Origin of the sequence: Puniceibacterium sediminis, assembly GCF_900188035.1 — a bacterium.
In the GTDB taxonomy this organism is placed as follows: Bacteria; Pseudomonadota; Alphaproteobacteria; order Rhodobacterales; family Rhodobacteraceae; genus Puniceibacterium; species Puniceibacterium sediminis.
Genome location: NZ_FZNN01000012.1, coordinates 115,041 through 137,308, shown reverse-complemented (window position 1 = coordinate 137,308; position 22,268 = coordinate 115,041). Strand labels below are relative to the sequence as shown.

18 protein-coding genes, 1 tRNA gene and 1 pseudogene are annotated in these 22,268 nt (G+C 61.3%); 11 read left to right on the top strand and 9 right to left on the bottom strand.

The features are described from left to right. The first annotated feature begins 50 nt into the window (after positions 1-50). Both CHB75_RS13840 and CHB75_RS13835 read left to right on the top strand, forming a co-directional pair. Positions 51-1,286 carry a glycerophosphodiester phosphodiesterase family protein gene (locus CHB75_RS13840; RefSeq protein ID WP_089271449.1) on the top strand — a complete coding sequence of 412 codons (1,236 nt, stop codon included), beginning with the start codon at positions 51-53 and terminating at the stop codon, positions 1,284-1,286. Positions 1,287-1,380: 94 nt separating this feature from the next. Then, the gene (locus CHB75_RS13835; protein ID WP_089271447.1) at positions 1,381-2,109 is read left to right on the top strand and encodes a heme-dependent oxidative N-demethylase family protein; all 729 of its coding nucleotides are present in this window, start codon (positions 1,381-1,383) and stop codon (positions 2,107-2,109) included. A gap of 55 nt (positions 2,110-2,164) precedes the next feature. Here the strand turns inward: CHB75_RS13835 and CHB75_RS13830 are convergent, their stop codons facing one another. From CHB75_RS13830 to CHB75_RS13820, 3 genes are all read right to left on the bottom strand, one after another. Next, on the bottom strand, positions 2,165-2,956 hold the full coding sequence (locus tag CHB75_RS13830) for a lytic murein transglycosylase (RefSeq protein WP_089271445.1): 792 nt from the start codon (positions 2,954-2,956) through the stop codon (positions 2,165-2,167). A 209-nt stretch (positions 2,957-3,165) separates the two neighbouring features. Continuing rightward, entirely contained in the window at positions 3,166-4,572 is a 1,407-nt protein-coding gene (gene glnA, locus CHB75_RS13825; RefSeq protein ID WP_089271443.1) for a type I glutamate--ammonia ligase, read from the bottom strand. Between the two features lie 54 nt (positions 4,573-4,626). After that, positions 4,627-4,965, bottom strand: a complete 339-nt coding sequence (locus CHB75_RS13820; RefSeq protein WP_089271441.1) for a P-II family nitrogen regulator — start codon at positions 4,963-4,965, stop codon at positions 4,627-4,629. Between the two features lie 433 nt (positions 4,966-5,398). On the opposite strand from CHB75_RS13820, the gene CHB75_RS13815 reads away from it, so the two are divergent. After that, positions 5,399-6,997: an NAD(P)H-hydrate dehydratase gene (locus CHB75_RS13815; RefSeq protein WP_089271439.1), complete on the top strand. Its 1,599-nt coding sequence runs from the start codon at positions 5,399-5,401 to the stop codon at positions 6,995-6,997. Between the two features lie 153 nt (positions 6,998-7,150). Continuing rightward, positions 7,151-7,234 (top strand) — tRNA-Leu (locus tag CHB75_RS13810). Positions 7,235-7,512: 278 nt separating this feature from the next. Here the strand turns inward: CHB75_RS13810 and CHB75_RS13805 are convergent. Further along, a complete protein-coding gene (locus tag CHB75_RS13805; protein WP_089271437.1) occupies positions 7,513-8,337 on the bottom strand; it encodes a sulfite exporter TauE/SafE family protein in 825 nt (274 codons plus the stop codon). A gap of 81 nt (positions 8,338-8,418) precedes the next feature. Next, on the bottom strand, positions 8,419-9,447 hold the full coding sequence (gene dusA / locus CHB75_RS13800; RefSeq protein WP_089271435.1) for a tRNA dihydrouridine(20/20a) synthase DusA: 1,029 nt from the start codon (positions 9,445-9,447) through the stop codon (positions 8,419-8,421). A gap of 267 nt (positions 9,448-9,714) precedes the next feature. Between dusA and CHB75_RS13795 the strand changes: the two are divergent. Beyond that, positions 9,715-9,846: pseudogene (locus tag CHB75_RS13795) on the top strand (transposase); the annotation flags it as partial. 137 nt (positions 9,847-9,983) lie between these two features. On the opposite strand, the gene CHB75_RS13790 reads toward CHB75_RS13795, so the two are convergent. The 3 genes from CHB75_RS13790 to CHB75_RS13780 all read right to left on the bottom strand — a co-directional run bounded on the left by CHB75_RS13790 (position 9,984) and on the right by CHB75_RS13780 (position 13,845). Next, positions 9,984-10,955, bottom strand: coding sequence for an ABC transporter permease (locus CHB75_RS13790; protein WP_089271433.1), 972 nt, complete (start codon positions 10,953-10,955; stop codon positions 9,984-9,986). Next, positions 10,948-11,955, bottom strand: coding sequence for an ABC transporter permease (locus tag CHB75_RS13785; RefSeq protein WP_089271431.1), 1,008 nt, complete (start codon positions 11,953-11,955; stop codon positions 10,948-10,950). Before CHB75_RS13785 ends, CHB75_RS13790 begins: the two co-directional genes overlap by 8 nt. Positions 11,956-12,138: 183 nt before the next feature. Then, a complete protein-coding gene (locus CHB75_RS13780; RefSeq protein WP_089271429.1) occupies positions 12,139-13,845 on the bottom strand; it encodes a peptide ABC transporter substrate-binding protein in 1,707 nt (568 codons plus the stop codon). 276 nt (positions 13,846-14,121) lie between these two features. Between CHB75_RS13780 and CHB75_RS13775 the strand changes: the two genes are divergently transcribed. From CHB75_RS13775 to CHB75_RS13755, 5 genes are all read left to right on the top strand, one after another. Beyond that, the gene (locus tag CHB75_RS13775; protein WP_089271427.1) at positions 14,122-15,942 is read left to right on the top strand and encodes an ABC transporter ATP-binding protein; all 1,821 of its coding nucleotides are present in this window, start codon (positions 14,122-14,124) and stop codon (positions 15,940-15,942) included. 129 nt (positions 15,943-16,071) lie between these two features. Next, positions 16,072-16,998 (top strand): endonuclease/exonuclease/phosphatase family protein, encoded by a 927-nt coding sequence (locus CHB75_RS13770; protein ID WP_089271425.1) that lies wholly within the window; start codon positions 16,072-16,074, stop codon positions 16,996-16,998. A 185-nt stretch (positions 16,999-17,183) separates the two neighbouring features. Next, the gene (gene argE / locus CHB75_RS13765; protein ID WP_089271423.1) at positions 17,184-18,347 is read left to right on the top strand and encodes an acetylornithine deacetylase; all 1,164 of its coding nucleotides are present in this window, start codon (positions 17,184-17,186) and stop codon (positions 18,345-18,347) included. Then, the gene (locus CHB75_RS13760; RefSeq protein WP_089271421.1) at positions 18,344-19,687 is read left to right on the top strand and encodes an NAD(P)/FAD-dependent oxidoreductase; all 1,344 of its coding nucleotides are present in this window, start codon (positions 18,344-18,346) and stop codon (positions 19,685-19,687) included. The genes argE and CHB75_RS13760 overlap by 4 nt, the downstream gene beginning before the upstream one ends. Before the next feature lie 112 nt (positions 19,688-19,799). Further along, entirely contained in the window at positions 19,800-20,963 is a 1,164-nt protein-coding gene (locus CHB75_RS13755) for a M20 aminoacylase family protein (protein WP_089271419.1), read from the top strand. Here the strand turns inward: CHB75_RS13755 and CHB75_RS22510 are convergent. After that, positions 20,873-21,202 carry a DUF2934 domain-containing protein gene (locus CHB75_RS22510; RefSeq protein ID WP_176439142.1) on the bottom strand — a complete coding sequence of 110 codons (330 nt, stop codon included), beginning with the start codon at positions 21,200-21,202 and terminating at the stop codon, positions 20,873-20,875. The two genes, CHB75_RS13755 and CHB75_RS22510, sit on opposite strands and share 91 nt — an antisense overlap. 169 nt (positions 21,203-21,371) lie before the next feature. On the opposite strand from CHB75_RS22510, the gene CHB75_RS13745 reads away from it, so the two are divergent. After that, complete coding sequence (locus tag CHB75_RS13745) at positions 21,372-22,166, top strand: glycosyl transferase (protein WP_089271415.1); 795 nt, start codon at positions 21,372-21,374, stop codon at positions 22,164-22,166. Positions 22,167-22,268: the final 102 nt, after the last annotated feature.

Sequence of the window (22,268 nt, the reverse complement as noted above, 5' to 3'; positions counted from 1 at the left end):
GTGTCGCGGCGGGATAGGCCCCCAGCAGATCAAACCTGCTGGAGACGAAAATGCAAAAACTTACTGTTCTGGGATGTGGGGCGCTTTGGGCGCTGGCGGCGGCTATGCCGGTGCAGGCGAATGAGCAGGGGCTGACCTACGGCGTGCGGCCCTTTTACCTGATGGACAAAATGGACGACGGCGCGCTGAAGGACAAGCTGATGTCCTGCCGCGGGCAGGCGCCCGAACGGACGCTGTTTTCCATCGGTCACCGCGGCGCGCCGCTGTTCTTTCCCGAACACACGGTCGAATCCAATGTTGCGGCGGCGCATATGGGGGCGGGCATCCTTGAATGCGACGTGACCTTTACCAAGGACAAGGAACTGGTCTGCCGTCACGCGCAGAACGATCTGGCGACGACGACCAACATTCTGGTCAGCGATCTGAGCGAGACTTGCGTCACACCATTCGCTGCGGCGTCGGGTGATGAAAAGGCAAAGGCCGAGTGCCGCACCTCTGAGATCACGCTGGAGCAGTACAAGTCGCTGACACCGAAGATGGATTCGTCGGATGCCACGGCCACGACAGCCGAGGAGTTTCAGGGCGGCGTTGCATCGTTCCGCAGCACTGAATACGCCCAGCAGCCCGCGCAGATCATGACACATGCGGAATCGATCAAGCTGTTCCGTGATCTGGGGGCAAAGTTCACCCCCGAGCTGAAGAATGCTTCGGTCGAGATGCCTTTTGATGGCTTCACCCAGGAAATGTACGCGCAGAAACTGGTGGACGAATACAAGGCCGCCGGTGTGCCCGCGTCGGACGTCTGGGCGCAGTCATTCGATTTGTCTGACATTCAATACTGGATCGCGAACGAGCCGGAATTTGGTGCGCAGGCGGTGTATCTGGACGACCGTTACGAGGCGTCGGACGAGGATGAAGGTCTGCTTGATCCGATGGATCCCGCGACCTTCAAGCCGACGATGCAGGAGTTGGCGGACATGGGCGTGAACTATATCGCGCCGCCGCTGTGGATGATGCTGACGGTCAAAGACGGCAAGATGGTTGCGTCGCCCTATGCGGATGCGGCGAACGAGGCCGGTTTGAAGCTGATCGCCTGGTCGCTGGAACGTTCCGGGCCGCTGAACAACGGTGGTGGCTGGTATTTCCAGTCGGTCAACGATGTGGTCGATACCGACGGTGATTACTTTACCCTGCTGGACGCCCTGCACACCGAAGCCAAGGTTGCTGGTGTGTTCAGTGACTGGCCTGCAACCGTCACCTACTACGCGAACTGCATGGGTCTGTGACCTGATCCGGGGCAGGGCGGTTGCCTTGTCCTATCTGTAGATAATTGGAGGCGCGGCCCTTTTCCGGGGGCGCGCCTTTCGCTATGCGGGGGGCATGATTTTGCAAACCGAAATTCCTTATGATGTGAGCCATGAGCGCCGCTTGCCGGGGGTGCGCCCGCTGGAGGGTGACTGGCTGCTGGTGGACGATGCCTATGGCGCCCAGATGGCCGAGCGTGCGCGTCTGATCGCGCGGGACAGCGCCGCCGTACATGCACTGGATGACAGCGCCCGACCTGCTGCAGAAGAGTTGTTCGATACGGTGCTGACGGCACTGCCTGCCGGGTTTGTGCGGGACGGTGCGCGGGTCACGCGGCCCGATGGGGTGAGCGTGACGCTGGATCGTTCCAATCCGCTGATCACCTTAGGGCATCTGGTGCAGGAGGATCTGTGCCTGATGCTGCCACGGGACGGCGTGCATGTGCTTGCGGGGGCGATCCTGTGTTTTCCGGCGCGCTGGCGTCTGGCGGACAAATTCATGCGTCCCATGGTGGCGATCCATGACCCGGTGCCGTCTTATGATGCGGATATTGCCAAGCGGGTGCAGCGGTTGTTCGACGGTTTGCAGGTGGGGCGGCCGATCTGGCGTTTCAACACGCTTTGGGATGATGATCCGACGCTGCACCAGCCGGGGCCGCGGCCCGAGCGATCAAGCGCAGCCGCTCAGGTGGCGCCATATTTCCGCTCTGAGCGGCAGTGCCTGCTGCGCCTGCCGCTGACCCGGGCCGTGGTGTTTTCGATCCACACCTATGTGGTGGAGCGCGCGGTGGTCGAGGTGAATTAGAACGTTCCAGTGATTGGTTTCGGGGCCCTGCGCTGACCCCGAAACCGAAGTTTTCTCAGCCGTCGATGCGCGACGCCATGTTCGCAATCGCCTTTTGATAGACGCCGGCGGCGTTCCATTGCTGGATCACCTGGAAATTCGGCTGCCCTTCGAGGTAGCCGACACCGGGACGCCATCCCTTTTGCCGCAGGAAGTTCGCGGTCGAGGCTAGCGCGTCGGTTTCATTGTAGAAATCCACGACCCCGTCGCCGTTGCCGTCAACGCCAAAGGCCAGCGCATTGCCCGGCAGGAACTGCGTGTGGCCGAGTTCACCGTGTTTCGCGCCGCGCGTCGCGGGGGTGATTGATCCGTGATCCACCAGTTTCAGCGCACCGATGGCGTGGGGGACAAAGAAATCCGTGCGGCGGCAGTCATAGGCCAGCGTCGTGATGGCCGAGACGACCGAACTGTCACCCATGAAGCCGCCAAAGGCGGTTTCCATGCCGTGAATCGCGATCAGGATGCCTGCGGGCACACCGTAGTGCTGTTCAAGCGAGGCATAAAACGCCGGATTGCGCGCCTTGCGCTTGCGCCCCTGTGCGACGATCGTGTCGGCACCGCGTATCTGCATGAATTTTTCGAAGGTGTATTTGAAGCTTTTCTGATTGCGGTCGGCGTTGATCGTGCCCTGCGCGTAGGTGGCATTGGCCAGAGCCTGCAAGCCGCGCTGACCGACGCCGGCGCTTTGCGCTTCGCGGGCAAAACTGGTTTTCCATGCCTCAAATCCCCCGCCGGAATTGCCGCAGGGGGCGGCAAGGACCGGCGCTGCCAGACAGGTTGCAAAGAGGATCGACAGAATACGGCGCATTGGGTTCTCCTGAATTCGGACTGGAGGAGACGGTAGCGGGATATGGCTGCGCCGGAAAGTCGGGATTCCCGCGACTTGTAGTCGTTTTGCCGGTTGTGATTCACGTCCGCGTGATCATGGGGGGCAGGCCCGTGCGGGTAGGTGTGATGCTGGAACAAAAAAGGCGCCCCCAACAGGGGACGCCCAATGCTTGCCGTGATCCGTTGGGATCAGCAGCTGTAGTACATGCCGAATTCGACCGGGTGCGGCGTGTGCTCGTACTTCTGCATCTCTTCGGTCTTCAACTCGATATAGCCTTCGATCTGGCTCTTGGTGAACACGTCGCCTGCGAGCAGGTAATCGTGGTCCTTCTGAAGCTCTTCGAGGGCCTCGCGCAGCGAACCGCAGACCGTGGGGATGCCGGCCAGCTCTTCGGGCGGCAGGTCATAGAGGTTCTTGTCCATGGCTTCGCCCGGATCGATCTTGTTCTTGATGCCGTCAAGGCCGGCCATCAGGAGTGCGGCAAAGCACAGATACGGGTTTGCCGAAGGATCGGGGAAACGTGCTTCGACGCGCTTGGCCTTGGGCGAATCTGTCCACGGGATCCGGACGCAGCCCGAGCGGTTGCGTGCGGAATAGGCGCGCAGAACGGGTGCTTCGAAGCCGGGGATCAGACGCTTGTAGCTGTTGGTGCCCGGGTTGGTGAAGGCGTTCAGCGACTTGGCGTGGGTCAGGATGCCGCCGATGTACCACAGGGCTTCCTGGGACAGGTCAGCGTATTTGTCGCCTGCGAAGAGCGGCTTGCCGTCCTTCCAGATCGACATGTTGCAGTGCATGCCGGACCCGTTGTCGCCATAGATCGGCTTTGGCATGAAGGTTGCCGACTTGCCATACGCCTGAGCGACGTTGTGGATGACGTACTTGTACTTCTGGATTTCGTCCGCCTGATGGGTCAGCGAGCCGAAGATCAGGCCAAGTTCGTGCTGGCAGGAGGCGACTTCGTGGTGGTGTTTGTCGACCTTCATGCCCATCCGCTTCATGGTCGAGAGCATCTCGCCACGGATATCTTGCGCGTCGTCGATCGGGTTGACGGGGAAATAGCCGCCCTTGAGACCCGGACGGTGGCCAGTGTTGCCCATCTCGTAGGATGTGTCGGTGTTCCAGGATGCGTCGAGTGCGTCGACTTCGTAGGACACCTTGTTGATCGTGTTGGAATAGCGCACGTCGTCGAACAGGAAGAATTCGGCCTCGGGACCCCAGTAGGAAACGTCACCGATACCGGAGGCCTTGAGGTATTCCTCGGCCTTGATCGCGGTGCCGCGCGGGTCACGGTCATACTTTTCCAACGTGTCGGGCTCGACCACGGTGCAGTGTACGCACAGGGTCTTTTCCGCATAGAAGGGGTCGATATAAATGCTGTTGGTGTCCGGAATCAGTTTCATGTCGGACGCTTCGATCGATTTCCAGCCGGCGATCGAAGAACCGTCGAACATGAAGCCTTCTTCGAGGAAATCGGCATCGACCTGGTCTTCGCACAGCGTGACGTGCTGCAGCTTGCCGCGCGGGTCGGTGAAACGGATGTCGACGTAAGCGACCTCCTCGTCCTTCATCATCTTAAGAACTGCTTCTACGCTCATTCCCTGGCTCCCTTTCTGTCTTGGTTCGTACTTGGTACGTTTTTTGAATGTGGTTTATAGCGCGTCCGAGCCGAATTCACCGGTGCGGATGCGGATTGCCTGTTCTACGGTCGTGACAAAGATCTTGCCGTCGCCGATCTTGTCGGTTTTCGCCGCCTGAATGATGGCCGCGATGGCCCCATCAACCTGATCATCATCAAGAACAACCTCGATTTTGACCTTGGGCAAAAAATCGACAACATATTCGGCGCCGCGATAAAGCTCGGTATGGCCCTTCTGGCGGCCAAAACCTTTGACTTCGATCACGCTCAGGCCCTGGATGCCAGCCTCTTGCAGGGCTTCCTTGACCTCGTCCAGCTTGAAAGGCTTAATGATCGCTTCGATCTTTTTCATCGCCCGTCTCCTCGCAAATCCGTTGGATGACGCTCAGACCATCTCGGGTCTGGGGTCACAATTCGATAGACCGTGGTTGCACCGCCAAGCGCAATGCAATTCGCGCGCCAAGTTCAAATTTTATGCGATGTGATTAAATAGTGTGCGATTTGGAGTCGGTATTCCGGTGTCGCTGACGGGCCGGGTGATAGGGGCGGAATCGGGTGCCGGGCAGGGTGGAAATCACCAGCTGGTCCTCGGGCAAGGGGCGTCGAACACGATGACGGGACTGGCGGAGGTCTTTCGCGGAACGGGGCGCTGGTATTTAGACCCGAACAGCCAAATGGGTGATACCGTCTTGGGCGATCCGACCCATCAAGGTGGTAATCGCCGGAGGCTGCCGATAGCTTTGTGGGCGGTGTAGCAATGTATCGAGCACAGGAAAGAGCCCCGGATGAGTGACCTTCTGACAGCGGCACAGATGCGCGTGCTTGAACGTGACGCAATCGACAGCGGCAACGTGACCGGGCTTGAACTTATGGAACGGGCCGGGCGGGGTGTGGTGGATGCTGTGCTGGCTGAATGGCCGCAATTTGCCACCGGCGCGCACCGGGCGCTGGTGCTTTGCGGACCGGGCAATAATGGCGGCGACGGTTTTGTCATCGCGCGGCGGTTGCAGGCGCGGGGCTGGGACGTGGATGTCTGGCTATACGGTGATGGGACAAAGCTACCTGTCGATGCGCGACGCAATCACGACGTGTGGTGCGGAATTGGAACGATCCAGACCTGGGATAGTGCGGCGATCCTGTCGGGTCCGCGGCCCGATCTGATCGTCGATGCGGTGTTCGGGATCGGGCTGACACGGCCATTGCCCGAGGCTGTTGCGCAGGTGCTGACGGTCGGGCGATTCCAGAGTTGGGGGGATGGGCCGACCGTCTTTGCCGTGGCGGTCGATTGCCCCTCGGGGCTGAACCTTGATTCCGGGATGGTGCCGCAGGGGGATGCGACAGAGGGTACTGCGGGGGCAATGAATGCGGTGGATCTGACCGTCACCTTTCATGGCGCCAAGCCGGGGCATTACCTTGGGTCGGGACCGGGGCTGTGCGGTGCGGTGCGGGTTGTCGATATCGGTCTGGCTGGCGACGCGCAGGGCGGTGCAGGCCGGGACGGCGGGCGGATCCGGCATGTGACACGTGACTCGATGCCATCCCCGAACTGGCCGCTGGATCTGATCAGCAAGACGCGGCGCGGCGGGCACAAGTTCGACCACGGTCACGTTATGGTCTTTGCCGGTGGCGTGGGGCGCGGCGGTGCAGGGCGGCTGGCGGCACGTGCGGCCCTGCGCAGCGGGGCGGGGCTGGTCACGCTGCTGTGCCCGCCTGCGGCGTTGCAGGAAAATGCCTGCCAGCTGAATGCCATCATGCTGCGCGCGGTGCGCGGGCCCGAGGCGCTGGAGGATGTCGCGGATGAGCGGGTCAGCGCCTTCTGCCTTGGCCCCGGCATGGGCGTGTCCGATCGGACCCGCGACATGGTGCAGGCGGTACTGGCGCGGCGTGATCCGGTGGTGGTTCTGGACGCCGATGCGCTCAGCAGCTTTGCCGGTGACCCCGCGACGCTGTTTGCCGCAACCCACGAACGGGTGGTGCTGACCCCGCACGAAGGTGAATTCGCCCGGCTGTTTCCCGATCTTGCGGCTGGAGTCCGGGGGGAGCTTTCGAAGGTGGACGTGGTGCGCATGGCTGCGGCAAGGGCGGGATGTATCGTTCTGCTCAAGGGCGCGGATACGGTGATTGCCGGGCCTGATGGCGGGGCTTCGATCCATGCGGCGGTCTATGGGCGCAGTGTGCCCTGGCTGGCGACGGCGGGCGCTGGCGATGTGCTGGCCGGTCTGATTGCGGGCCTTGCCGCACCGCAGGATGCGGGGGATTTGCGCGATCTGGTCGAGGTTGCGGTCTGGCTGCACGTAGAATGCGCCCGCAGCTTGGGCCCCGGTCTGATCGCCGAGGATCTGCCCGAAGAATTGCCCAAGGTACTGCGCGCCCTTGGTGCCTGAGCCGGGGCCGGGCGATCTGTTTCAGTTGCATGGAGCAGATCGTGGAAACCGCACCCTGACCTGTCATGACGTCAGCATGGAAATTCTGCTCGCATCCGGTTTCAACCTTTGCTAGAGAACGCCGGACCCGGGCAGCGATGCCTGAGGTCAAGTGCGGGTGTGGCGGAATTGGTAGACGCACCAGATTTAGGTTCTGGCGCCTATGGCGTGGGGGTTCGAGTCCCTTCACCCGCACCACTTTGAAATTGTTTGAAAATTATGGAATTTGCGGGGCGGCCATATCGTTTGGCGTCTGAGTTGTGCAACTTGTTTTGCATTTACACGATTCTTTCCCGTTGCGCGCGCGGCACCCGGCCTTGGCAGCTGCAATGTAGCGCCAGCCGTGCGGCACGGGGCATCCGGTGCGGTGCGCCGGGCCTGTATCTTTGGATCTTGTGCCATTGCCAGACCGACGCGCTGCGGGGGCTTGGCGCAGGATAGCGTGGCGGGATCAAACGTAATCCCGGGACAGCCGTTTACCCCCAGAGCGCCTTGCGCAGCATGTTCAGGGCGACGAACAGGATGAAGACGGCAAAGACCCGGCGCAGCACGAGTGCATCCATCGCATGCGCCAGCCGCGCGCCCAGTGGGGCCGTTATCAGCGTCATCGACACTGCAACGGCAAAGGCGGCAAGGTTGACTGATCCGAGCATGAAGGGCGGTCGTGCGGCTTCGGGCACGCCGACCAGCAGAAAGGCCGCGACCGAGGGTACTGCGATCAGCACACCAAAGCCCGCAGCCGTCGCCACCGCGCGGTGCATCGGCACCCCGAACAGTGACATCAGCGGGACGCCAAAGCTGCCACCGCCGATGCCCATCAGCACAGACAGGAACCCGACCGCAGGCGACAGCGCGGCACGCGCCAACCCACGCGGCATTTGCGATCCCAACCGCCAGTGCTGCCGTCCAAAGGCCAGATAAATCCCCACGATGAACGCCGTAACGCCAAAGATCACCTGCAGCGTGGTCGTGCGCAGCGCAGAGGCGATCAACACCCCGAACAGCGCACCGGCAGCGATGCCCGGTGCCCATGTGCGCAGGATCGACCAATCGACCGCCTTGCGTTTCTGATGCGCCATCACAGAGCGGGCCGAAGTCACGATGATTGCCGAAAGCGATGTAGCCAGACAGATGCGCATGAGGTGCGGACTGTCATATCCCAGCGTCTGGAAGACGTAGAAAAACGCCGGAACGTGCACGATGCCGCCCCCGACCCCCAGCATCCCTGCCAGCAACCCGGCAAAGGCGCCGGCCAGCATGAGCAAGGCAATCAGCGGCAACAGCGTGGCGATATCGGGCATGATCAAATCCGTCTGAGATTTCGCCTTTTGTAGACAGGCTCGTGCTGGGGATGGCAAGTTGAAAGGCGGGACAGCCCGCAATCAGACCGGTTGCGCCGCCTGCATCTGTGCCAGTGATTCATGGATCAGCTCCGGACCGGCACCTTTTCGCGATGCGCCTTCGGACAGCACACGCCGCCAGACGCGTGCCCCGGGGCGTCCCGCGAACAGGCCCAGCATGTGGCGGGTGATCTGATGCAGACGGCCGCCGGTACTCAGGTGGGCGTCGATATAGGGGATCATCGCCAGAGAGATCTCAACCGGATCGGGCGCGGCGGTATCAGCACCAAAGATCAGGGCATCCGCCCCGGCCAGAATATCCCATGGCTGATGATAGGCCGCCCGGCCCACCATGACGCCGTCCATCCCCGCATCGTGGAACGCCTTTGCCTGCTCAAGCGACGTGATGCCGCCATTGACCGACAGATGCAGGGCCGGGAAAAGACCCTTCATCTGCATCACCAGATCATAGTCCAGCGGCGGGATATCGCGGTTCTCCTTGGGGCTGAGCCCCTGCAGCCAGGCCTTGCGGGCATGGATGGTGAACCGTTCGCACCCGGCGGCGGCCACGCGCGCAATGAATTCGGGCAGTACCTCGGTCGCGTCCTGATCATCGACCCCGATACGGCATTTGACGGTCACCGGGACATTCACGACCGCTTGCATCGCCGCGACACATTCCGCCACGAGCCCCGGCTGCTTCATCAGGATTGCGCCGAACGTGCCCGACTGCACCCGGTCGGATGGACAGCCGACATTAAGGTTGATCTCGTCATAGCCCGCGTCTGCGCCCAATCGCGCCGCCTGAGCCAGTTCTTTTGGATCAGAGCCCCCGAGCTGGAGCGCCACGGGATGCTCCTCGGCATGAAAGTCCAGGAGATGAAGCGCTCCTCCACGTACCAAAGCGGGCGACGTCACCATTTCTGTATAAAGCAGCGCATTTCGAGACAGCAGCCGGTGCAGATACCGGCAATGGCGGTCAGTCCAATCCATCATCGGGGCAACGGATAGGCGAGCGGCACGGACAACATCCGAATTCCGTTGTTTTATCAGGTTCCTCTGCTCGGCCATCTTTTCCGTCTTCCTCGATTTCGGGCCCGTTTGCCCCTGTTCTTGCCCTGAGTGCAACAATTTGTTGCATTGAACCCGGAATGTTGCATCGGGAATGCGGGGTCCTTTCAGCCGTTTTCCCGGTTGGAAAAGGCCACGTCCCCCTGCCGAACCCCGTTCCGTTAACGCATTGATGATGAGAAATTGAACCTTGCGCGCGGGTCTGACATTGCCCCGGGCACCCAATCCAGTTTGATGCCGCCTCTGGTCCTATCGAAAGGATCAGAGATGATGCGCAGCAGGTTTACCGTAGAGCAGATTATTGGGGTGCTGAAAGAGCAGGAGGCGGGGATTTCCGTCGCTGATTTGTACCGGACGCATGGTGCCAGCGATGCGATGGTCCGCAAATGGAAGGCCGGGTAAGGCGGCATAGATGTCAGCGGCGGAAAGTGGCTAAAAGCATTCGAACCGAAGGTGGCCTGAACGAGCACCGCGAGCGGGACTGGTTCAGGCCATCAAGCCGTGGGATCAAAGCTCTGGCTCCGCCTCCCGCGACCTTAGCGGCCGCGGATGCGGGGATCCAATGCGTCGCGCAACCCGTCGCCGAGGTAGTTCACACCCAGCACGGTGAGCGAGATCATGATGCCGGGCAGCAGCACACGTTCGGGGAAGTCGTTCATGCGTGGCACGGCATCGGCCAGCATCTTGCCCCATGTGGGGAAGTCGGACGGAAATCCGACGCCGAGGAAGGACAGCGCGCTTTCGGTGATGATAGCCGTGGCGAGACCCAGAGTGGCCGAAACCATGATGGGTGAGAGCACGTTGGGCAGCAGGTGACGCTGGATGATCTTGAACGGCGTGGTGCCGATGGAGCGCGCGGCGAGGATGAATTCCCGCTCTTTCAACGCGAGAACATCGCCGCGCACGATGCGCGCCGTGGGCATCCACGAGGTCACGCCGATGACGGCAACGATCAGGATGAACATACCACCTTCGGGGCCGAAGTTGGCGCGCAGGGGCTGGCGGAACAGGGTCACGGCGACCAGCAGCAGCGGCAGGATCGGCAGGGACAGGAAGAGGTCCGTCAGGCGCATGAGCGGCCCGTCGATTTTCTTGAAATAGCCCGAAATCACGCCCACGGCGGTGCCGATGAACAGCGACAGCAGCATTGCAGCCCAACCCACGGCCATTGAGGCGCGACCACCGGCGATGAGGTTTGCCAGCCCGTCACGGCCCAGATTGTCGGTGCCCAGGGGATGGCCGATATCAACCTTGGCCGAGCTGTCCCAGAGGGCGGTGTAGATCGGGCGCAGATCCTTGTTGCGGATGTCCAGCTTCTGCGGGTCCAGCGACCAGATCCATGACCCGAAGATCACCGCAAGGGTGATGAAGATCAGAAAGCCCGCGCCCATGAGCGCGCCTTTGTGCTTGGAAAACTGATGCCAGACATCAACCCATTTGGAGCGGGGCGGCTTGCCGGGAATGGTGTCTGTGAGGGCGCCGATGGGGGCGGGAGTGGGATTAGTCATAGCGGATCCTTGGGTCGAGGACGCCGTAGAGGATATCGGCAATAAGGTTGAACATGACGATGAGGAAGGCAAAGATGAAGGTCAGCGTCATCACCATCGGCAGGTCATTGGCAAAGAGCGCGGTGATCAGCAACTGGCCGATACCGTTCACCTTGAACACGTTCTCGGTGATGATGGCGCCACCAAAGATCGCGGGCACCCCAAGCGCAATCACCGTGACCACCGGGATCATCGAGTTGCGCAGCACATGCACCATGACGACGACCGCCTCGGACAGGCCCTTGGCGCGGGCGGTGCGCACGTAGTCCTGATTGAGGTTGTCGAGCATGGAGGCACGCATGTAGCGGCTGAGCTGTGCTGTGGTTTGCAGGGCCAGCACCATCACGGGCATGATCATCTGCTGTAGCTGGATTTTGAAGTTCGCCCAGCTGTCGACCACAAGCGTCGTGTCGTAGATCGACGGGAACCAGCCAAGTTGCACCGAAAAGACCACGATCAGCAGCGGTCCGGTGAAGAACGGCGGGATCGAAAAGCCGATCATCGTGATGAATGTGCCCGACTGGTCGAAAACCGAATACTGCCGGTAGGCGGAATAGATGCCGATGGGCAGGGCGATCAGCACGCCGACCACGTAGGACAGGCCAACGACCCAGAGCGTCTGCGGAATACGCTGTAGCACGATGTCCATCACCGGGGACCGGGTCTGCCAGGAGATGACGCGCAGCTTACCTTCGGCAAACGAGGTGCCGAACATGTGGTCCCAGAGAACCTGCGGTTCGATCCAGAACATCTGGACCAGCCATTTCCAGTACTGGATCAGAGGCGGTTCACCCAGACCAAGGGCCTGGCGCATCTTTTCCTTGACCTCGGGCGGGACGGTCAGGGGGACCTGCGACATCGGATCGCCGGGGGCGAGTTGCAGCAGCATGAAGATCGCGAAACTGATGAACAGAAGCGTCGGGACGGAGAGGGCCAGTCGTCGGATTGCAAAGGTCAGCATGCGGCGCCTCGGGTCATGAGTTTGGGGAGTATGGGCATCAGTTCCTGCGCTTGAGCGGCGTTATTATGGGCGTCCGGATCGCATGGCGCGGACGCGTGGATTTGTCAGACTAGGCTGATTGCGCCCCAGTTGACAGCGCAGACGCGGCAGGGCAAGGCCCGCCGCGTCCAAAGTGCTGTTTTTTTAGTCGATACGATACCAGTCGGCAACGTTCCAAAGCTCGGAATCCCAGGTGTTGAGCGCAACACCACCGAGCGAGTTGGAATGTGCCGAGACACGACCGCGATCAACCAGCGGAACGATGGTCATCGTTTCCTTGGTGATGATGTCGTTCAGGCGCTTGGCAATTTCGCCACGCTTGCCGAGTTCGCCTGTCTTGGCGAGTTCGTCCAGCAGGGCGTCATACTCTTCGTTGCAGAAGCGGTTGATGTTCTCACCCTGCCACTGCGAAGACGGCTTGGGTTCGTTGCCACAGCGGTACATCGACAGGTACGACTGCGGATCGGTGCCGTCGAAGTTGTTGGCGTACATTTCCACGTCGGCATAGAACTTCTGGAAGGTGTCGGGCGAACCGGCATCACCACCGAAGAAGACCGACGAATCGACGTTACGCAGTTCGGTTTCAACCCCGATCTGGCTCCACCAATCCTTGATCAGTGCCTGAAAATCCTGACGGACAGCGTTGGTCGAGGACTGATAAAGCAGCGAGAGCTTCATGCCATCCTTGTCGCGGATGCCGTCACCGTCGGTGTCGGTCCAGCCGGCGCCTTCCAGCAGAGCCTTGGCGCCGTCGATATCCTGAACCAGACAGTCGGTGTTGGACTCCGAAGCATAAAGATCAGGAGCAGGGACCAGGTTGCAGGTCGCACGGCCGGCCTGACCATAGCCGATTTCGACAAGCAGTTCACGATCGATCGCCATCGATAGCGCCTTGCGTACGTTGAAATCGGACAGGATCGGGTGCGGGTGTGCAACGGTTGCCCGCTCGCCCTCGGGCAGCTCGGGCGACGGATCGGTCATGTTCATCTCGATCCGCTCGACCAGTGTGCCGAATGCTGCAACAGCTACGCCCTTGCCGCCTTTGGCCATCTGCGCCAGCACGTCGGGCGCCAGCTGCAGGTTCCAGGCGTAGTCGAATTCGCCCGTTTCCATCACTGCACGGCCAGCAGCATTAGCATCGCCGCCGCCTTTGAAGTTGACCGTGGCAAAGGCAGGTTTGGCTGGGTCACGATAGTTGGGGTTCGCTTCGAGCGAGATCACGTCGTTGGGACGGAAATCTTTCACCACGAACGGGCCCGTGCCGATGGGCGCAAAGTTCTGGTCCGTGCAGGTCGATGCTGCGGCACCGGTGCAGTTTTCGAACTGAGCCTTTTGCAGGATCGGCGATTGGCCGCCCATGAAGGGGCCATAGGGGTTCGGCGTGGGCGCGCCGAAAGTAACCTTGACGGTGAGCGGATCAATCACTTCGATCACTTCAACGCCCGTGAACTTGGCCAGCTGCGCGCAGCCGCCTTCGGGGTTCATGCAGTAGTCGCCAGTGAATTTGACGTCCTCGGCGGTAAAGTCTGTGCCGTCAGACCACTTGAGGCCAGCTTTGATCTTCCATGTGATCGAAGTCAGGTCTTCGGACACGCCGCCATTTTCGACTGTCGGAATTTCCTCGGCGAGGAAGGGCACGAGAGCGCCGGTCGGGTCATAGCGACCCAGCGGTTCGATCACGAGGCTGGCCGCCTCGATATCCTTGGTGCCGCCCGAAAGGAACGGGTTCATGATCGACGGTGCTTGCCAATAGATGATGTTGACGTTGCCGTCTTCTCCGCGTTCGGCCATCGCTGCGGGCGCCATGGCAAAACACGCCGCGGCCCCCAGCAAAAGGGTTTTCATTTTCATATCAATACTCCCTGTTGGGCGTCCGGTTAGCCCGGGGCCACTGTTAGTTGTGCGGGAATCACGGCACCATCCCTGTTCACGGCCATTGGACGTGGAACTGGATGATCCTAAACCGTTATCCCCACACGGTGGCGCCATCGAAACAGACTTTGCGGAAATTGCAAGGCTTTGCCTAACGGAAACAGGCCGGATGGGTTTGACACTGCTCCGACAGTGCCTTTACCTTTGGCAACCGCCGGAGTTCCCGGCGCAATCTCTCAGTCCAAGGGGACCTGCATGCTGGACCACGCCATCGCCCGGATCGAAAATCTGCGCGTCGAATTCGAAACCAAAGATGGCCCGGTGGTGGGGGTCGAGGATGTATCCTTTGAGATCGGCCCGGGAGAGACGGTCTGTGTGGTCGGGGAATCGGGGTCGGGCAAGTCGGTTTCGTCGCTGTCGCTGATGCGGCTGATCGAATATGGCGGCGGTGATATCGCGAACGGCCGACTTTTGTTCGACCGCAAGGAAGGCGGAGAGATCGACCTGGCGCAGACCAGTCAGGATCTGATGCGCACGATTCGCGGCAACGAGATCGGCATGATCTTTCAGGAACCGATGACGGCGCTGAACCCGGTGTTCACCGTCGGCAAGCAATTGACCGAAGGGCTGCGGGTGCATCGCGGCATGGATCGCGAACAGGCAGAGGCCCGCGCGCTAGAATTGATGCAGCAGGTTCGTATTCCTGAACCCGAACGGCGGCTGAAGCAGTATCCGCACGAGCTTTCTGGCGGCATGCGTCAGCGGGTGGTGATCGCCATGGCGCTGGCCTGCAAGCCCCGCCTGCTGATCGCGGATGAGCCGACAACGGCGCTGGACGTGACCATTCAGGCCGAGATCCTTGCGCTGATCGACCGGCTGAAACGTGAAACCGGCACGGCGGTGATGTTCATCACCCACGATATGGCCGTGGTGGCGCAGATGGCGGACCGCGTGGTGGTGATGTTCCGCGGCAACAAGGTCGAGGAAGGCACGGTCGAGGAGATATTCGAGAACCCGCAGCATCCCTATACTCAGGCGCTGCTGGCTGCCGTTCCAAAGCTGGGCGAGATGACGGGCAAGGCATTTCCCGAACCGATGAAACTGCTGGGTTCGGATGCGCATGAACCAAAGCCCATTCGCGGCTCGGACGATGTTCTGCTGAAGGTGCGCAACCTTACGACACGATTCCCGGTCAAGGGCGGTTTTTTCCGTCGCACGGTGGCGAATGTGCATGCGGTCGAGGATCTGTCCTTTGATATCCAGAAGGGTCAGACGCTGTCGCTGGTTGGCGAATCCGGCTGTGGCAAATCGACGGCGGGGCGTTCAATCCTGCGCCTGATCGAGCCGCTGTCGGGCAGTATCGAGCTGGGCGGCAAGGACATCATGGCCTTGAACCAGCATGATCTGCGCACGGCGCGGCTGGACATGCAGATGATCTTTCAGGATCCGTTCGCATCGCTCAATCCGCAGATGAACCTGAGCGATCAGGTGGCCGAGCCGATGCGGAATTTCGGCACCCACAAGGGGTCGGAAATGGACGACCGAATCGCGATGCTGTTCGATCGGGTCGAACTGCCGCGCTCTTTCCTGCGCCGCTTTCCGCACGAACTGTCTGGCGGGCAGCGCCAGCGGGTCGCGATTGCCCGTGCGCTGGCGCTGAATCCCAAGCTGATCATCGCGGACGAAGCGGTATCGGCGCTGGACGTGTCGGTGCAGGCGCAGGTGGTCAACCTGATGATGGAGTTGCAGGCCGATCTGGGGCTGTCGTTCCTGTTCATCAGCCATGACATGGCCGTGGTCGAACGGGTCAGCCACAAGGTTGGCGTGATGTATCTGGGCCGGATCGTTGAACTGGGGCCGCGGGCCGCAGTGTTCGAAAACCCTCAGCATCCCTACACTCAGGCGCTGATGAAGGCCGTTCCGATTGCCGATCCACGTCGGCGCAAATCCGAGAAGGACCTGAATTTCAAGCCGATCCCGTCACCGATCCACCCCGTCGGGTATGAACCCGGGCCGTCGGTCTTTTCCGAAGCCAGCCCGGGGCATTACGTTCTGACCTCTGACAGCGGGTACTGATCCGGGGCAGGGCGCAGGCCGTCACGCGCTGGACATTCTGATTTTCTCAGAGGCCCCCGGACGATACTGAGCAGACGGAACCCGAAGGTTGCTGCGTTTAAGCGTGTTGACGTTGGTCTGGAGGGTGCGATGCGGCGTGTGACGGTTGTGTTGATCAAGGGTCTGCTGGGGCTAATCGCGGCGCTGACCCTTGTCGCCTGCGCGATGCATCTGTCCAACTCTGAACGGGTTGCGGTCCCGCCCCGTCCAGATGGGGCGCTGCGCGTGGCGACCTTCAACTCTCACTACATCAATCTGGGTCAGCAGACGGGCGCCTGGTCCCTGGGTAATTGGAATCAGCGCAAGGGTGCCTTTGACGCGACCTTCAAGGCGCTTGGCGCGGATGTCGTGGCGTTTCAGGAGCTGGAGAGCTTTCAGCGCGGTGACGATGGTTCGGTCAATCTGGCGCGGGATTATCTGCTTGAACAGAACCCCGCGTACCGGGCCGCGGCAAGTGGCGACTGGCGTGATTTTCCCTCTACCCAGCCGGTTTTCTATCGGACCGACCGGTTGGATGTACTGGATCAGGGCTGGTTCTTTTTCTCTGACACCCCGGATGTGATCTATTCGCGCACCTTCAATGGTTCCTATCCGGCCTTTTGTTCCTGGGTACGGTTTCAGCACCGGGAGGGTGGCAGGCCCTTCACGGTTTACAATGTGCACTTCGAATACAAGAGCGGGTCCAACCGGCGGCTGTCCGCAGCACTGGTGGCTGAGCGGATGAGGGCCCGGATCGATGCCGCAGAGCCGGTATTTCTGGTTGGTGATCTAAACGCGCGGGTGGGCGGCGAGGCCTATGAAATCCTGTCGCGGGCCGGTGTGGATTTTGTCCCGGTCGAGGGGGCGACCTATCATTTTGACCGTGGATTCAACCTGTTTGGTGCGATCGATCACATTGGGGCGACGCCGGACATTCGGCCTGTGGGTCAGCCTGTCGTTTTGCGTCGGCAGTTCGACGGGGAATGGCCAAGCGATCATTATCCGGTGGTTTCTGACTTTGTGCTGCCATTGAAATAGCCCGGATATCCAACCTCTGGTGAGTGGTTGCAGCGCGATTGGACGCGCAAAATTCACGTCGGCAAAAGTTTAGCGTGCAAGATGAATCGCGATCGGCACAAGGCCTGCATTTCGCCGCCTGTACCCCTGTGACTCTGCATTTTATGGGGCTATGCTGCAGCGCAGATAATGCAGAAAGGCCCCCAATGCACCCTCGTCTGACTCCGCGCGATCTACTCGACAAGCTTGTGTCTTTTCCGACCGTGAGCCGCGACAGCAATCTGCCATTGATCGACTGGGTCGAGGAGTATCTTGCGGGCCACGGAATCACTGCCCACCGCCACTATGACGAGACTGGTGAAAAGGCTGCGCTGTTTGCCCATGTTGGACCTGATGTTGCAGGTGGTTTGGTGCTGTCGGGTCATACGGATGTGGTGCCGGTGGACGGTCAGCCCTGGGCCTCGGACCCCTATGTGGTCGAGGAGCGGGATGGCAGACTTTATGGGCGCGGCACCACGGATATGAAAGGTTTCGATGCCTTGGCGATCTGGGCCATGGTCGAGGCGCACTACCGCGGGGTGAAACGCCCATTGCAGATTGCGCTGAGCTATGACGAGGAAATCGGCTGCACGGGTGCTCCGCCGATGATCGAAGCGATGCAGGGGCCGCTGCCCAAGGCATCCGCCGTGATCGTTGGCGAGCCGTCGATGATGAAGGCGGTGACAGGTCACAAGGGCGGGGCAGGGTTCTGGACCCATGTGGTCGGGTTCGAGGTGCACTCGTCGCTCATGCATACCGGGGTCAACGCGATCATGTGGTCGGCCAAGCTGATCGACTGGGCGAACGTGCGCAACGCGGAAAGCCGGGCCGCTACCCCCAGCGATCTGGCCGCCGCCTTTGTGCCGCCCTGGACGACGGCGCATGTCGGCACGATTTCGGGCGGGACAGCGCATAACATCACCGCCAAGGATTGCCGGTTCAGCATGGATTTTCGGGCGGTGCCGGGCGAACGCCTTGAGGACTGGCGCGACGCTTATTTCGCCGAACTGCGCGCGGTTGAGGCAGAGATGCAAGCCGTCCACCCCGACGCGAGGATCGACGTCGAACAACGTTTCGACGTGCCCGCCCTTGTCCCCGAAGCGGACGGCGAGGCCGAGATGCTGGTCAGAAAGCTGACCGGAGACAATACGACAAATGTCGTTTCCTACGGGACCGAAGCGGGCCAGTTCCAGCGCGCCGGTTATTCTGCCGTGGTCTGTGGACCGGGTGATATCGCGCAGGCGCATCAGCCCGATGAATACATCACCGTGGCACAGTTTCAGGCCGGGCAGGCGTTCATGGAGCGGCTTCTGGCGCATCTTTCTGCATGACATTTCCCTTTACTCGGGATGGCGCCCCCGAACACGTCGCGGACCTGCCGGGGGCATCCGAAGTCGTGGTGATCGGCGGCGGCGTCATTGGCGTGTCGGCGGCTCTGTTTCTGGCGCGTCAGGGCGTGCAGGTGACATTGCTTGAGAAGGGCCGGGTCGCGGCAGAGCAAAGTTCGCGCAACTGGGGGTGGATCCGGACGCAGGGCCGCGACGTGGCCGAAATTCCCATCGCGCTGGAAGCGCGGGGGCTGTGGCGGGATCTCGACCGCGAATGTCAGGGGCGGCTTGGGGTGCGCACGGTTGGTGTGACCTACCTTGCGCGACGCGAATCGGATCTTGCGGCCTATGAGGACTGGCTTGGTTCCGCTGCGGGATTTGGGCTGGACAGTCACATGGTGTCCCGTGCCGAGCTGAGTCAGCTGCTGCCGGGGATCAAGGGCAGTTGGCCCGGTGCATTGCACACGCCATCGGACATGAAGGGCGAACCCTGGGTCGCCGTGCCGGAACTGGCGCGGCTTGCGCGTGATGCAGGTGCGGTGATCGTCGAGGACTGCGCCGTACGCGGCCTGGACATGGAAGCGGGCCGCGTGGCCGGGGTGCAGACCGAAAAGGGCCGGATCCGGACCGCAGAAGTGCTGCTGGCCGGGGGGGCATGGTCATCGCTTTTCCTGCGCCGCCACGGCGTGAACATTCCGCAACTCTCGGTCGGCTCTACCGTGCTGGAAACCGGGCCCTTACCGCCGGTGACAGACGGAGCAGGCGTGGACCATCGCACTGCGTTCCGCCCGCGGGCCGATGGGGGATATACCGTGGCCCCTTCGACCCTGTCCGAGCTATATGTCGGGCCGGATGCGGTGCGTGCATTGGCCAAGTACCTTGTGGTGCTGAAATCGGGCGGATTTGATGTGCGTCTTCTTCCGCGTGCACCGGCCGGGTATCCCGATGCCTGGGGCACGCCGCGCAAATGGGCAGACGACGAGGAAACACCGTTCGAACGGATGCGTATCCTGAACCCGCCACCGAATGTGGCCAAGGCGCAGGCCGCCTGTGATGCCTTTGCCGCAGCCTTTCCCGAGGTTGGCCCGGTCAAGCCGCGCCGGGTCTGGGCGGGGATGATTGACGTGTTGCCGGATGTTGTCCCGCTGGTTGATCGGGTGGCGGCGCTGCCTGGGCTGACGGTGGCGACGGGGATGTGCGGGCATGGATTCGGGATCGGCCCGGCCTTTGGGCGCATCGCCGCCGCATTGGTGCAGGGCACCGCGCCGGGGCATGACCTGTCGCGTTTCCGGATGTCACGGTTTTCTGACGGCAGCCGGATGGTGCCGGGGCCAAATATTTAGGCACCACGCCAATTTGTGTTCGAACAACAACCCTATGGAACTGCCTTGTCGCCTTGCGGGCACCCCGGTGCTCATGCAACTTGGCGCCAAATTCAGACTCAGGAGACTTTTCATGCCGGTCAAGAACCGCTTTGCCGAACTGCATTCCGATATCACCGAATGGCGCCGTGATATTCACGCCCACCCCGAGGTGCTTTTCGACACACACCGCACCAGCGCGCTGGTTGCTGACAAACTACGGGCCTTTGGCTGCGACGAGGTTGTCGAGGGCATCGGACGTACAGGCGTCGTCGGGGTCATCAAGGGCAAGACTGACACCAAGGGCCGCGTTCTTGGCCTGCGCGCCGATATGGATGCCCTGCCGATTACCGAACAGACCGGGGTGGAATACGCCTCGACCAACCCCGGCGCGATGCACGCCTGTGGGCATGACGGGCACACGGCCATGCTTCTGGGCGCGGCGCAGTATCTGGCAGAGACGCGGAACTTTGACGGCAGCGTCGCCGTGATCTTTCAGCCCGCAGAAGAGGGCGGCGGCGGCGGTCGTGAGATGTGCAACGACGGGATGATGGAGCGGTTCGGCATCCAGGAAGTCTATGGCATGCACAACTGGCCCGGGCAGCCGCTGGGCAGCTTTGCTATCCGGCCCGGCCCGTTCTTTGCGGCGACTGACCTTTTCGACATCACGATCGAAGGCAAAGGCGGTCATGCCGCCAAGCCGCATGAGACCATCGACAGTACCCTTGTTGCCGCCCATGTGGTGACGGCGCTGCAGAGCATTACCAGCCGCAACGCCGACCCGGTGAGTCAGCTGGTGGTGTCGGTCACTTCGATCGAATCCTCCTCCAAGGCCTATAACGTGATCCCGCAGCGCGTCATGCTCAAGGGTACGGTACGGACGCTGGCAAACGAGAACCGCGATTTGGCCGAAGAGCGGATCGCCAAGATCTGCAACGGCGTGGCTGAGGCGATGGGGGCGACTGCGACCGTCAACTATGTGCGCAACTATCCGGTCATGGTGAACAGCGACGAGCAGACTGAATTCGCCGCCGATGTGGCACGCGCCGTGTCCGGGGACTGCGCCGAGGCGCCGCTGGTCATGGGCGGCGAGGATTTCGCCTTTATGCTGGAAGAGCGGCCCGGAGCCTACATCCTTGTGGGCAATGGCGATACGGCCTCGGTCCATCACCCCGAATACAATTTCAACGATGAGGCGATCCCGGCCGGCTGCAGCTGGTGGGCAGAGATTGTCGAACGGCGTATGCCCGCCGCCTGAGTGCAGGCCACAGAGCTTTGCCCGGGCAATTTCGATTTGGACGTTGCCCGGGTTTTCGTCGCCGCAGGTTTTCCAGAGGCTATGGGCGCAGCTTTCGGGGCGCGCTTGCGGGTGCTTTTCCCGGTCAGCGCCAGCTTGGCCCGATGCCAGTGTTCTTCATCGCGCCCTTCGGATTGGTTTTCATCAAGCCAGATCTGATGGGCGGCTTGAGCGATCTTGGTGTCGTCTGGCCGTGGCATATCTTTCCTCTGGCTCTGTGTGAAAGAGATAGTCGATGGTGTCGGGCGTAGGGCCAAGCGGCGCGGGCGCGCAATAATCCATGGCATAGGAACGTTCTTGCCAGCCGTTCCGGGGGTGGTGTGCCTGTTCGTTCCGCGATAGGTCCAAGGCAATTCGGAGGGATCGCCAGTGGTTGCCAATATCATCTGCATCAAATGGGGCACGCTGTTCGGCCCGGAATATGTGAACCGCCTCTATTCCGGTGTGCGGAGGAACCTGTCGGTTCCTGTGCGGTTCTTCTGCATGACCGAAAACAGCGACGGATTTCACCCGGATATCGAGGTGCTGCCCCTGCCGGTCGAACCCTATCAGCAACAGATGAACGCGGCGCTTGCTGTGGCCAACCGGCAGGGCGCGATGCGCAAGACCTCTTTGTTCCGCCCCGGGCTGGTGCCGGATCTGGAGGGACCGTTTCTGGGTTTTGACCTTGATGTGGTGATCACCGGGCCGCTAGATCCGCTGCTGGCGCTGGAACCGGGCAAAGTGGCCATGCGTCACGACTGGACGGAAAAGCGCAAGGGAAGGCCGACCGGGCACGGGTCCGTGTTTCGGTATGATCCGAAGCTGCACGGCTACCTATACGAGGAATTGGCGAAGGACCCCTACAGAGAGGTCGAAATCGCACGTGGGTCGGAACAGCGCTATACCAGCCACAAGGCGATGGATCGCGGGCAGTTTGTCTATATTCCCGAACCCTGGGTGGTGAGTTTCAAATATGACTGCAACCCGTTCCCCGGTAATTACTTCCACAAACCGCGTTTACCCGAAGATGCGCGGGTCGTTTGTTTCCACGGTCATCCAAAGATGCCCGAGGCCATCGCGGGCTATACCGGGTCGCTGATCCGCTATTCCAAACCCTGCGACTGGTTGCAGGAGCATTGGGTCGAGAGGGCAACTGCCGATCTGGGCCCTTCTTACGCCTGAAATTGCTGCGGTTGCACAGGTTTGCCACGGGCGGAACTTGGCCACGCGACGCCTGCGCGGTCTTGCCCCATAACCCGTTGGCAGGGTAAGAGCGGGATCAAG